This is a genomic window from Levilactobacillus namurensis, from assembly GCF_032197885.1.
GTDB lineage: Bacteria > Bacillota > Bacilli > Lactobacillales > Lactobacillaceae > Levilactobacillus > Levilactobacillus namurensis_A.
In genome coordinates this window covers 1,224,747-1,238,161 of record NZ_CP134159.1, presented here as the reverse complement: position 1 = coordinate 1,238,161, position 13,415 = coordinate 1,224,747, and the positions used below count along the sequence as shown (strand labels likewise).

Annotated in this window: 10 protein-coding genes; all 10 read right to left on the bottom strand. The window is 54.8% G+C overall.

Annotated features, from left to right (window positions below; translation table 11 throughout):
- Window positions 1-53: 53 nt before the first annotated feature.
- Window positions 54-314, bottom strand: a complete 261-nt coding sequence (locus RIN67_RS05950) for a KH domain-containing protein (RefSeq protein WP_264998990.1) — start codon at window positions 312-314, stop codon at window positions 54-56.
- 9 nt (window positions 315-323) lie between these two features.
- A complete protein-coding gene (gene rpsP / locus RIN67_RS05945) occupies window positions 324-599 on the bottom strand; it encodes a 30S ribosomal protein S16 (protein WP_024746444.1) in 276 nt (91 codons plus the stop codon).
- 87 nt (window positions 600-686) lie between these two features.
- Window positions 687-983 carry a hypothetical protein gene (locus RIN67_RS05940; protein WP_264998991.1) on the bottom strand — a complete coding sequence of 99 codons (297 nt, stop codon included), beginning with the start codon at window positions 981-983 and terminating at the stop codon, window positions 687-689.
- A 2-nt stretch (window positions 984-985) separates the two neighbouring features.
- Window positions 986-2,308: a vWA domain-containing protein gene (locus tag RIN67_RS05935; RefSeq protein WP_264998992.1), complete on the bottom strand. Its 1,323-nt coding sequence runs from the start codon at window positions 2,306-2,308 to the stop codon at window positions 986-988.
- A 4-nt stretch (window positions 2,309-2,312) separates the two neighbouring features.
- Window positions 2,313-3,491 carry an AAA family ATPase gene (locus RIN67_RS05930; RefSeq protein WP_264998993.1) on the bottom strand — a complete coding sequence of 393 codons (1,179 nt, stop codon included), beginning with the start codon at window positions 3,489-3,491 and terminating at the stop codon, window positions 2,313-2,315.
- Between the two features lie 31 nt (window positions 3,492-3,522).
- Window positions 3,523-6,171, bottom strand: a complete 2,649-nt coding sequence (locus RIN67_RS05925; RefSeq protein WP_264998994.1) for a cation-translocating P-type ATPase — start codon at window positions 6,169-6,171, stop codon at window positions 3,523-3,525.
- A gap of 231 nt (window positions 6,172-6,402) precedes the next feature.
- Window positions 6,403-7,851: a signal recognition particle protein gene (ffh, locus tag RIN67_RS05920; protein WP_264998995.1), complete on the bottom strand. Its 1,449-nt coding sequence runs from the start codon at window positions 7,849-7,851 to the stop codon at window positions 6,403-6,405.
- Window positions 7,852-7,870: 19 nt separating this feature from the next.
- On the bottom strand, window positions 7,871-8,212 hold the full coding sequence (locus tag RIN67_RS05915) for a putative DNA-binding protein (protein ID WP_024746450.1): 342 nt from the start codon (window positions 8,210-8,212) through the stop codon (window positions 7,871-7,873).
- A gap of 154 nt (window positions 8,213-8,366) precedes the next feature.
- Entirely contained in the window at window positions 8,367-9,857 is a 1,491-nt protein-coding gene (ftsY, locus tag RIN67_RS05910) for a signal recognition particle-docking protein FtsY (protein WP_264998996.1), read from the bottom strand.
- On the bottom strand, window positions 9,857-13,411 hold the full coding sequence (gene smc / locus RIN67_RS05905) for a chromosome segregation protein SMC (RefSeq protein ID WP_264998997.1): 3,555 nt from the start codon (window positions 13,409-13,411) through the stop codon (window positions 9,857-9,859). The genes ftsY and smc overlap by 1 nt, the downstream gene beginning before the upstream one ends.
- Window positions 13,412-13,415 lie beyond the last annotated feature (4 nt).

Below are 13,415 nucleotides of genomic sequence, written 5' to 3'. Positions count from 1 at the left end.
GCTTCGTTGTCTTTAAAAATATGCTACAAAAAACTCGAGGAAACGTCGCCGCCTCACTCGAGTGTCTTTGCTGGTTGGTCATCAATGATGAGCCGAACCCGTTTATTGCCCTGCACGCGCACGCTATAGACGATTGTCCGGATAGCCTGTGCCACACGGCCTTGCTTACCAATCACCCGACCAACGTCGTCCGGATGAACAGCTAACCGATACTCGTAGAACCGGTCGGTCTCTGTCATAGAAACAGCTAACGCGTCCGGATGATCTACCAGTGGGCTTACAATTGCAAGAATTAATGCCTTAAAATCGGTCATGGCTAATCACTACTTTTTAGTGTACTTAGCTTCGTGGTATTGCTTCATGATCCCGGCGTTCGAAAGCAAGTTCTTAACCGTATCTGAAGGTTGAGCACCATTGTTCAACCAGTTCATGATCGATTCTTCGTTCAACTTAACTTGAGCTGGGTTCGTAACTGGGTTATAAGTCCCAACGTTTTCGATAAAACGGCCATCACGAGGGCTCCGAGAATCGGCAACCACGATCCGGTAGAATGGGCGCTTCTTAGAACCCATCCGCTTCAGACGAATCTTTACTGACATGTAGACACCTCCTGTATTTCTTTCAACGTGTAATAATATACCAGTTTCTGGATATGATGTAAAGAGTTTTTTCTTTACACCTTTAAATTATTCAAACGGGCGGCGCAACCAGCTGATCACGTTCGGTGTCAGGTAGGTCTGATGCTGGCTGATCCAAGTCTGAACCGCCCCATAATCCGTGAAATCCAAGACCACTGGACTCACCCCACTGGCTTGCAGGTCCCGCACAAAGCGAAGATCCGCGATGCTGATGGGCGCCTGATACAGTGGGTTCGCCGTTGTCCGGCCACCCCAATCATCGGCCAAAATGGCCTGCGCATTGAGGTAAGCCGGCTGCTGTAAGATCAAGGCCCGTAATTCCGCGGCCGTTAACATCTGCGTCATCGTTATCCCTCCCGTTGGGCTTGCCATTCTGGATTATCCGCTAAGCTAATCACCACGCCCGGTGCTGGTTGTACCGACAACTGTGTCGCCGGGCTGGTCAGTAACCAGACCAGATTGCCTGATTGGGCCCCCGTTACATGGTCTTCGCCATAGCCATCGGTCAGGATAATCGTCAATTGTCCCGCTTGACGCGTCAGGCGCGGTAAGGCATCGAACACCGCTTGGAAGCGGGTCCCCCCGCCGCCAACGCGTTGTACGTCATGGACCCGGCCCGTAAACTGGTACCGCTCGGTTAGGTGGACCTGCGTATCGAACGGATAGACCGTGATTGACGCCGGATATAGGGCCAAGAGCCCCGCTAACTGTCCCAATAAGTCGCCAATCTCCTGGTTGCCCATCGATCCCGACTCATCCACGAAGACCCGAATCTCCTGCCAAGTCTGCACAACTTGACCGGGTAAGTCCATCCGATAAGGTTGTCGCCGATTGAACCGCCCATAAGCGGGCTGACGTCCAGCTGGGACCTGTCCCAGATAGCGCTGCAGTAATGCCCGCCAGTTTAACGGTCGTTGAGCCGGCACAACAGCTAAGGCCGCCCGAATGGCACCAGGTAACGTTCCGCGTTGCTTCGCCGATAATTCTGCAGCGGTAGTGGCAAATAACTGCTGGCGCCATTGCTGACGCTCTAAGGCCGAGTCAGCCGGCGCCTCAGTCCAGGTCTGGTGATCATCCCACGCAGTCGCTGCGTCCACGGGACGGCCAGCTGTAGCGTCGTTCGGTCCCCGTTGCGGTAAGTCGTGGCCCGGTTGAGTTCGTCGTTGCCAGCGCTGTAAGACCTGCCAATACGCGTTAGAATCCTGACGGCGTGCGACCGGTCGTCCCACCAACGCCTGCAATCGGCGACTAGTAATCGCCTGCGCCGGTAAATCCGTTAAATAGTCGTTGACCGCCGCATCCGTTGCCCAGCGAACCAACGCCGCCTGATGGGGCGACTTCAAGGCCGCTGCGTACCGTTCCGGATGCTGCCACAAGAGATGAAGCACCGTGTGCCGCAACATGGCTAACCATTGTGGCCCCGTCCAATTAGCCTTAGCCAACCGTCCAGGATCGACCACAAGTTGCCACTCGTGGGCTGCCGCCCGCAGTGCCAGCACGGCGGACCCCGAACGAAGCTTAAGGGTCAGTTGGCTGAGCACCCGGCCATAAAAGGGGTCCGTCCGTAACAGATACATCACGGCATCGCGATACACTTGCTGGGTTGCCCTAAATTGCGTCTGAGCAGGCAGATCAGCTAGGCGTTGTAAGCTTGCTGTCAAACTGCGCATCCCACTACACCTCGATCTGACTGCCCCGCTGACCAATCGTTGTCAGTTCCGCATATAACTTAGCGACTGCCGGAACGGTTGCCGTCTGGGCTTGTAACTCTTCCAATAAATTCGGTGCCTGCGCAACCGCCCGAGCGATTGCAAACTGACCATCCGGTGGGCAGGCCCGTAACAGTTCATCAAAGCGTTGAGCCCACCGCCCAGTGGTCAGTGGCCAGTCCCGCTGAGAACCCACCGCCTGGGCCAGCAAGCGCTGTTGTTGAGCTAGCGTGAGCTGAGTGAACCGGGTCACCGCATCGGGAGCCGTATACGCTTCAGCGACCGTCAACGTTGCTCGGTGTTCGAGGACGTACCCTGAAAATGCTGAACCAACAGCATCCCCCAGGTTCCCACGGATCAGCTCCTGCACCAGAGCCGCTTGTCCCAACAAGTCACGGTGGTCTAACTCCCGTAACAGACCAGAGACCCGCGTCCACGCCCGGGGCGTTGGTCGCAGGTCATCGTCTGGTGTTGCCTGGGTCACCGTTCCGGTCAGTTCTGCCGGGTGATCGGTGAGATAAGTGGTTACTAAGGGACTGACCCGGGGCACACCGGCCACCTGAGTCGTCGCCCAAGTTAACCAAGTCGTGGAGTCCGCCTGAAGTACTAACCGGGTGGTACGGTCCACGATTGCCGCATCCCCAGGGGTCACCCCGTAATGGCTAGCCGCAAAGCCTGCCATGGTTGCATCGGGGTTCTCCGCTAAGATCAGATGAACTTGCTGAGGAAGTTGCAACCCGTTGATCTGGCGTTGCAAGACCAGGTTCATCAGTTCACTTTGAACGGCTTGGGTTCCCCGGTTGAACTCGTCTAAGAACCAGATGATCTCCTGATCTGGGTGTGCTTCCGCTTGCCGAATCAGGGCGACCAAGGTATGCGAATAGCCAAACTGAACGTCGGCTAACCGACCAAAATGTTTCGTCTGGACGAATGAATCGCTGGTCAACGGGGGAACTGGGATCACCAGATCACCTTTTTCAACCAAACTAACCACCGTCGTAAACAACTTGGCGCCTCGTTTTTGGGCCAGTTCCGCCACTAAGGCGGACTTCCCGATACCCGCCTCACCCACGATTGTGGGGACGCTATCGGTTGCCAAAACCACCTCAATCGCCTGTAAACATTCCGAATAAGTGAGTGCCACGGCTTAGTTCCTCCTTTTAAAGCGTTTAGGCTTATTTTACCACGCGCCGTTGGAAGAACTTCACGATTTCTACAATGACCACCATCAAGATACCTGCCAGAACGACCACTGCCCACTGGTACAGGTCCAAGTGCGTGACGTGGAACATCCCGTTTAAGCCCGGAATCAAAATCGTCATGGCGAGTAACCCAAAGGCAATCGCAATCGCCCAGTTAAAGAAGGTGTTTCGCCAGAGACCCACTTTGAAGATGGATCCGTGAATCGATTTCGAGTTAAAAGCATGGAACAGTTGGATCAGACCCAACGTGGCAAAGGCCATGGTCAACGCATCGGCATGCGCCAAATCAGACGCCGCGTGCACCGGATACGTGATGGCAAACCAGTAAACACCTAGAGTCAAGGCCCCTTCCAGGAACCCTTGATACAAGATACCGTTTAGGACCCCACCAGAGAAGAAGTTCGACCGCCGACCACGTGGCGGCCGGTTCATCAGGTTTCGTTCCAGTGGTTCGATGCCCAGTGCAATGGCCGGTAACGTATCCGTCACCAGGTTGATCCAGAGGATGTGGACGGGTGCCAGAATCTGCCACCCTAACATGGTCATCATGAAGAGGGTCAAGACTTCCCCTAAGTTAGCGGAAAGTAAGTATTGGATGGCCTTTTGAATGTTGGCGAACACCTTTCGGCCCTCTTCAACCGCCACCACGATCGTCGCAAAGTTATCGTCGGCCAGCACCATGTCACTGGCGCCCTTGGCCACTTCCGTTCCCGTAATCCCCATGCCAATTCCGATATCCGCGGCCTTTAACGCGGGCGCGTCGTTCACGCCATCCCCCGTCATCGCGACCACCTTACCACGCTTCTGCCAAGCGTTCACGATGCGGACCTTATGCTCCGGTGCTACCCGCGCGTAGACGGCATAATCACCGACCCGCTTTTGGAACGTCGCATCGTCCATCGCGTCAAGTTCGGCCCCGGTCAAGACGGCCTGGGTCTCTCCGGACTGGATGATACCTAACCGCGCCGCAATCGCGGCCGCCGTATCCCGGTGGTCACCGGTAATCATCACGGGTCGAATCCCCGCTGCCTGGGCTTCTGCGACGGCTTGGGCCACTTCGGGACGCTCAGGGTCGATCATCCCAACCAATCCCGCAAACACCAACTCTTGTTCCGTATTCTCAGTGGTCAACTTGGTTGGGAGTTGGTCAACGATTCGGTACGCAAAGCCTAAGACCCGAATCGCTTGGGTCGCCAACTCATGGTTGACCGCTAAGACGTCTTGCCGTTGGGCCGCTGTAAACGCACTCACAGTCCCGTCTAAGTCCACTTGGGTCACCCGCTTCAGTAATTCATCTGGGGCCCCCTTAACGGCCACAAGGAAGCGACCATCGTCCAACGGGTGGGCCGTCGTCATCAACTTCCGTTCTGAATCAAACGGAATCTCAGCGACCCGCGGTAGGTCTTTCAGCGTCTGATCGACTGGAAACTCGCGGTCCAGCTGGTATTGAACCAACGCCGTTTCAGTCGGGTCACCTGCCAAGCCGTCCGCCATCTGCTGGGTATCGTTGCTGAGAATCATGACCCGAGCCAGCGGATTATCTGCCGTCACGGGTTGGTCGGCGGCTTCCATCAAGTGCCCGTTTTGGTAGACCTTTTCCACCGTCATCTTGTTTTGCGTCAACGTTCCCGTCTTATCGGAAGCAATAATGTCCGTGCTCCCCAACGTTTCTACGGCCGGCAGTTTCCGTACTAACGCGTGGCGTTTAGCCATTCGCTGGGTCCCTAACGCCAAGGTGATGGTCACAATGGCCGGTAACCCTTCTGGGATCGCCGCAACGGCTAACGAAATCGCCGTTAACAGCATGTCGATCACGTTCTCCGTTCCCCGCCAGAGTCCTAAACCAAAGACCACGGCCGCGATGATCAAAATGAGAACCGTTAACGCTTTTCCTAATTGCATCAAGTTGAGCTGGAGTGGCGTTGTCGTCTCATCCGCTGCTTCCAGCATCCCCGCGATTCGGCCTACTTCCGTCTGCATCCCGGTCGCAATCACGACTCCGGTCGCCCGGCCATAGGTCACGTTACTGTTCATAAACGCCAGGTTCGTCCGGTCACCCAACCCTAAGTTGTCTTGCGTCAACGTCGCACTGATCTTCTCCACCGGAACCGATTCCCCGGTCAACGCTGATTCTTCGACCTTAAGTCCCGCAACGTCTACTAACCGCAGATCAGCTGGGACCACGTCACCGGCCTCCAGTAAGACCACATCCCCAACCACTAATTCATCACTCTTGACCGTCAGAACTTCTCCGTTCCGGCGAATCGTCGCGTTGGGGGCCGACATCTCCTTTAACGCGTTAATGGCTTCTTCAGCCTTCGCTTCCTGGAACACTCCGAACACGGCATTGAGAATCACCACTAACAGAATGATCACGGCATCGACCATTTCTCCGGTCAACCCGGCAATTAATGCGGCGACCAGTAAGACAATGATCATTAAGTCCTTGAACTGACCTAAAAAGCGCTGGATGAGCGTAGTTTTCTTTTGCTGATTCAACGCATTTTTACCGTTTTGGGCCAGTCGTTGGGCCGCCACATCAGGGGATAGTCCCTGTTCCGTGGTGGCCAGCGTTTGATAAATCTGGGTAATGGGTTGCTGATACAGCGGTGTTTTCGTCATATTTCTTCCTCCTGCATGACTGTGCCGTACCGCGGGCCCCATTTTCTTTTGGTAAAAGAAAATGAGACCTACGCGCGTACACATACTTGTGAACACACATAAGTCTCACCATTTAAGGTAATCCCGGAACGTCTTCTTGCTGACGAGATTATCACAGATTTTATTCTGCCAGTTACTCCCTTATGATTGTAAGGTGAGTATACCGAAATTTTTGTGAAATGTCTATGAAAATTACTTCTTCCGGCGTTTGCCCTTCAACCGTTTGCGCTTTTTCTTCTTCATTTGACGCGACATCCGGTTCAAGGCCATCTTTTGCATCCGGCCGGACAAACCGCCGCCCATACCGGCTTGGCCCATCATCTGTTCCATGCCGGACATGTTGCCCTTGGACATCTGGTTCATCATTTTCTTCATCTGGTTGAACTGCTTGATCATCCGGTTAACTTCGTGAATCGGCCGCCCAGAACCGGCCGCAATTCGCCGGCGCCGCGAGGGATTCAAGAGGTCGGGATTGGTCCGTTCAGCGGGCGTCATTGAATAGACTACCGCCTTTAAGTGTCCCATATCCTTCGGGTCGACCTGAACATTCTTCATCGCCGGATTGTTCGCCATCCCCGGGATCATCTTCATCAAGTCTTCCATCGGCCCCATCTTCTGAATCTGATCGATTTGGTCAATGAAATCGTTGAAGTCAAAGGAATTTTTCTGAATCTTTTCAGTCAATTCTTGGGCTTGCTTGGCGTCGTATTCCTTCTGGGTCTTTTCGATCAGGGACAGCATGTCCCCCATTCCCAAGATCCGTGACGCCATCCGGTCGGGGTGGAAGACGTCTAATTGCGTCATCTTTTCCCCTTGCCCAATGAACTTGATTGGCTTGCCGGTCACGGCCCGAATCGACAGCGCCGCCCCACCACGGGTATCCCCGTCTAACTTGGTCAAGACGACCCCGGTCACGTCCAGCTTGTCGTTGAACCCTTCGGCTGTGGCCACGGCGTTTTGCCCGGTCATGGCATCCACCGTCAGTAAGATTTCATTCGGGTGGGCTAAGGCCTTAATATTGGCCAACTCATCCATCAGCTGTTCATCAATCTGCAACCGTCCGGCGGTATCGATGATCACGTAGTCGTTATGGTTGGCTTCGGCTTGAGCCAACCCCTGGCGTACGATTTCCACGGGGTCGACATCCGTACCTAATTGGAAGACGGGGACGTCGATTCCCGCAGCCACCTGGACCAATTGATCAATCGCGGCTGGTCGGTAAACGTCGGCCGCAATCATTAACGGCCGTGCCTTTTCCTCGTTCTTCAACCGTAAAGCCAGTTTTCCGGCCGTGGTGGTCTTCCCGGCCCCTTGCAGCCCGACCATCATGATGATTGTCGGAATCTTCGGTGCTTTATTCAGGGGAACCGCTTCGTCCCCCATGGTCTTGGTCAACTCTTCGTCAACAATCTTGACGATTTGTTGCGCCGGGTTCAAGCCCTCAAGGACGTCGGCGCCCATCGCCCGTTCACAAACTTGCTTCACAAAGTCCTTTACGACCGTAAAGTTAACGTCGGCTTCCAACAGGGCGAGCCGAATTTCGCGCATGGTCTCCCGCAGGTCGCTTTCAGAAACCTTTCCTTTTCCCCGCAACTTCCGCATTGCATTCTGTAGTCGTTCGGTCAATCCTTCAAACGCCATTAAACTTGCCACCTAACTTTCATTGTTCTTCTAAGTTCTCTAAGCCTGCGACCAGTCGGTTCAACTCTGCGTCATGGGGATAATGTGCCTTGACGTAAGATTGAATCTCATCGGCCTGATCGTTTCTGGCTGTAAATTCTTGATAAAGATGTAACTTGGCCTCGTAGGCCTCCAGAATCTTTTCGGTCCGCCGCAGATTATCGTAGACGGCCTGGCGGCTCACGTTAAATTCCTCAGCGATTTCTCCCAAGGAATAGTCATCGCCATAGTACAACTGCATATAGTTGTTTTGTTTGGTCGTCAATAACGGCTGGTAGAACGCAAAGAGGGAATTAATCCGATAATTCTTTTCCAGTTCCATAATTACGCCCTCCTCAAAGTGTCACACTCTATTAGAGTACCGATTTTTCGCGCGCTCGTCAATTTTTTTCACGCTGACTGGCCTGGTTCTTAAAAAACGGGTATGACCGTTAACCGCCATACCCGTTAAAAATTTATTCTAAAGCATTACGTGCCTACTTCTGGCCTAAAGCCGCCGGGTCAATCAAGCCCTTGAACAAGCCGTAGACAAATTCACTTGGATTGAACGGTCGTAAATCGTTGATCTGTTCACCAAGCCCGATGAACTTAACGGGAACGTGTAGCTCGTTGCGAATCGCCAACACGATCCCCCCGCGGGCCGTTCCGTCCAACTTAGTCAAAACGATTCCCGTGACATCCGTTGATTCCTTAAACAGCTTAGCTTGGGTCAACGCATTTTGTCCCGTAGTCGCATCCAGAACCAGTAGAACTTCATGGGGCGCCGTCGGGATTTCCCGAGTGATGATCCGCTTCATCTTCGACAGCTCATTCATCAAGTTGACCTTATTCTGCAACCGACCGGCCGTATCTACGAATAAAATATCATAGTTTTCGGCCTTGGCCTTCTTGACCGCATCGAAGACCACCGCTGCCGGATCAGATTGTGGCTTACCCTTTACGATATCGACCTGGCTGCGCTTAGCCCACACATCCAGTTGTTCGGTAGCCCCGGCCCGGAACGTATCGGCCGCCGCCAGTAGGACCTTCTTCCCATCCTGGTGGTACTGGTGAGCCATCTTCCCAATGGTCGTGGTCTTCCCGACACCGTTGACCCCGACGAACAGGATCACGGTCGGTCCGTCCGACGCAACGTTCAGCGCGGTACTTTCTTCCTTTTCTCCGGCCTGGTCATAAATTTCGACCATTTTTTCAACAATGACGTTTTGGACATCCTGGGACCGCTTAGCGTTCTGTAGCTTTACTTCATCCCGCAGTTCGTCACTCAGCTTAACCGCCATGTCAAAACCCACGTCGGCGCCAATCAGCGTTTCTTCGAGGTCGTCGAAGAAGCCTTCATCGACGTGCCGGAAGTTCGCCAGCAAGGCGTTCAGGCGTTCCCCGAACGTGTGGCGGGTCTTCTCCAGACCCTTCCCGTAAAGTTGTTCATCACTGGCTTCACTAGTCGGTTCAGCGGAGGTGACGGGCGTGTCTTCAGAGTCTTCAGCAGCCGCCACGACTTCCGGCGTCGTCGAGGCCTCAGTCGCCACCGCTTCCCGCGGGGCGTCACTGCCACTAGTTTCCGTTGTGTCTTCGGTGTCACTTAGCGATTGGGCAGGCCCCACTTCCGAGGTCGCAGAAGGCGTCGTCTCACTGGTCAACGTGACGGTACTCGTGGCCTCCTCGGCCGCAGACGTCTCATCCGTGACGCTGGTCGCTAAAATCGTCTGACTTTCAGCTGGTGCAGCGCTAGTCGGTGCGGCGACGCCTGAGTCCGTCGTCAGTGCCTGGGGCGCTTCCACAGCAGACTCCTGTCCTCCCTGACTGGCGGACACTGATGACGCAAGCTTGGCGCTAACACTAGCGGACACACTGCTGTCGCTGATGCTAGTGTCTGTGGTACTCAGTGATTGTTCGGTGACTGACGCCTCGCTAGTCGGTGTTGCCGACTTCTTCGCTCGGCGACGAAAGATATCAAATAATCCCATTATGCTGGCTTCCCTTCCGAAGTGGTCTGTTGGTCAAGATCCACGGTGACCATCTTGGACACCCCGGATTCTTGCATCGTCACCCCGTATAATACATCGGCTTGCACCATGGTTTCCTTACGGTGCGTAATGACGATAAATTGCGTTTGATCTTGGAATTGGTGCATATAGCGGGCAAACCGGGTCACGTTCGCCGGGTCGAGCGCCGCTTCCACCTCATCTAAGATACAGAATGGTACTGGTTGAACTTGAAGAATGGCAAAGAGTAACGTAATGGCGGTCAAAGCCCGCTCGCCCCCCGACAACAAGCCCATGTTCTGGAACTTCTTGCCCGGTGGCTGTGCCATGATGTCAATCCCCGTGGTCAATAAGTCATGAGGATCCGTTAAGACCAGCTGGGCCTTACCCCCACCAAACATCTGCTGGAAGGTCTCACTGAACTTCGTCGCAATTTGGGTAAACGTCTTCTGGAAGCGAGTCTTGACCTGGCCATCCAGTTCCGCCATGGTCGTGGTGAGCTGTTCCTTAGCCGTTAACAGATCATCTCGCTGTTGCGTCAGGAACGTATAACGGTCGTGGACGGTCTGGTACTCCTCGATGGCATTCAGGTTGACCGGTCCGATCTCATCCAACCCACGCTTCAACAGCTTTAACTGAACCGCTAATTCATCCGCTGGTAAGTCGCTAACATCTGCTTCCGCCGCCGCAAGGCTCATCTGATACTTCTCCGATAGCTGATTCTGTTGCTGATCAATCAAGGAAGACAGTTGCGTCTGCTTGACCTGGGCTTCTTGCAGATCATCGTTTGCGACCTGCAAGAGCCCCGTGGTTCGGTCATTATCCGCTGTGGCTTGGGTCGCTTGATCGTTCACCGTCGTCAGCTGGTCGCTGATGGTCTGGAGGCGTTGTTCAACGTCCTTTCGCTGCGTCTGTGCCTGCTCTAGTCGTTGCTGAGCCGCCTCCGGTGTTAAGGACTTAGCGGCGACCATGTCCCGTTGTTGCGCCTGGACCTGGACCAACTCGCGCTGGGTCGCCTGCTGAGTTGTTTGGCGATCTTTTTGATTTTGTTCCTGTTGCTGTAACCGCTCTTGAGCACCCGCTAACCAGGTCTGCTTAGAGGTCAAAGCCTCGCGCTGACTAGACTGCTGAGTCGTGACCATCTTAATCTTAGCCTGAAGTTTCTGCTGTTGCACTTCTTGCTCAGCAATCCGCGCCTGCCCTTGCTTGATTTGGGTTTCCAGCGTGGACGCTTGCGTGGCCTGATCCGCATCCGTGGTCTGTTGAATCTCCACCTGCGCCGCCCGTAACTGGCGGTCCGCTTGCTTTGCGGCCGTTTCCGCCGCTGCCAACGCTTCATTGAGCTGGCGGCAACGTGGTTGAACATCGTTGATGGTGGCCTGTAAGTCCTGTTGCTGAGTCTCACTGGTCTGCATGGCCGCTTGGGCCGCTTGAACCTTTTGTTCCTGATCCTGCAACTGGGTCTGCATGGTGGTTAACGACGCTTCCAACTTCTGGAGTTCTTGCCGCTGGTGTAAGACACTCGTGCGATTACTCCGGTTCTGACCACCAGTAATCGCACCACTGGCGCTGACCACATCACCAGCTAGGCTGACCACCCGATAACGGTGATGGACCCGCTGGCTAATGGCGACCGCCGCATCCAGATCTTGCGCCAGTAGCGTTGTCCCCAGTAGGTGCGTTAAGATGCCCTGCGCCCGCTGGTCAATCGTGACTACGGCACTCCCGACGCCCAAGAAACCCGGGACATTGGCGAGTTGGGCCAAGGTCGTCTGATCCACTTGGCGTCCCCGGACCGTGGTCAGGGGCAGAAAAGTCGCCCGACCAGCCCGTTGTTCACGCAAGTAAGCCACCGCCGCTTTAGCCGCAGCTTCATCCGTGACGACCACGTGTTGCAGCTGACCGCCCAAGGCATACTCAATGGCGGTGGTAAATTGCGTCGGCACCTTCAATAATTCTGACACCGCCCCAATCAGACCGGTTAACCGGTCCCGTTGCCGGAGAATTGCCCGGACACCTTGATAGAAGCCCCCGTATTCTGCGGCAGACGCTTGTAGGTTAGCGGCCCTGGTCTTGGCTTGCTGGTACACGCCCAACGCCGATTGCCACTGCCGTTGGGACTGCCGATACGTGGCCTGGTGCTGTTGAAACTCTCCGGCTACCGCATCATAGGCTTGCTCGGCCTGGGTCAACTGCTCTTGGACTGCCGTGGCTTGGTGCGCCAGATCCGTGGCTTTCGCCTTCGCCGTTGCCGCAGCCGTCTTCAATTCCTGCAACTGTCCCGTCAACCGCTGACTACGCTTCTGTTGGCGGTCCTGATCCTGTTGTAAGTACTGCCGTTGGTTCCGCCAATTAGCGACTTGTTGCTTCTGGTCAAAGTAATCGGCCCGCAACGTTTCCAACTGATCACGCAATTCCGCGACCCGCTTATCAGCGGTCTCCTGCCGCAACTCCTTGATCTCTCGCCGACACGTTGCAATCTGCTGCCGTAGTTCCTTGAGCGATTGCTCGCCCGCAGTCAGCTGATCAGCTAAATGCTGTTGGCGCTGTTGCAACGCCGTCAGCTGGGCCGCTAAGCGTTGCCGCTGGTCCTCGGCGTGCCGCCGTTGTTCTGCCGACAGGTTGACCTGTCCCTGACACTGTTCGACCCGCTGCGTCGCGGCAACCAACTGATTTTGCAACGTATCTTTCTGAGCTAACAAGTCCGTCTGCTGCTCACTGAGCTGCTGGACCACGCGTTGCTGGTCCTTTTGGGCTGCTTGATAGTGGGCAACTTGGGCCTGCTTACGAACCACCTGCGCATCCACCGTTTTCTTTTGTTTCAGTTCGGTGTGTAACTGTCGCACTAACTGGGTGCGGTCCAAAACGGCAAACTTCTTTTGCTGGTCAAGGTAGTCCTGGGCCAGACTACGTTGCCGTTCGAGTGGTTCTAAGCGGCCTTCCAGTTCGGCGATGATATCCTCGACCCGGTGCAGGTCGCCCATGGTTCCGTCCAACTCGTGCTGAGCCGTTTCCTTGTGCTTACGGTACTTATACACCCCTGCGACTTCTTCAATAATGGTCCGCCGGTCTTCCGGCTTACTATTGAAGATGGCTTCGACTCGTCCTTGAGAAATGATGGAAAACGAATCTTGCCCCATCCCCGAATCCATTAAAAGTTCGGTGATGTCTTTAAGCCGACAATTCTGTCCGTTCAACAGGTACTCACTTTCCCCAGACCGGTAAAGCACCCGGCTAATCGTGAGTTCGGTATAAGCACTCTTCAAGTAATGGTCACTGTTATCCAGGGTAATGGCCACCGCCGCGCGGTTCAAGGCATGTCGGTCGGTCGAGCCGCCGAAGATCACGTCGGGCATCTTACTCCCCCGTAAACTCTTAGCGGACTGCTCCCCTAATACCCAACGAACAGCTTCCGCAATATTGCTCTTCCCGCTTCCATTGGGACCGACGATGCCGGTCATCCCCGGCAAAAAGTCAATTCGGGTCTTGTCCGCAAAGGACTTGAACCCGCTAATCTCTAATGTCTTTAACCGCATCGTT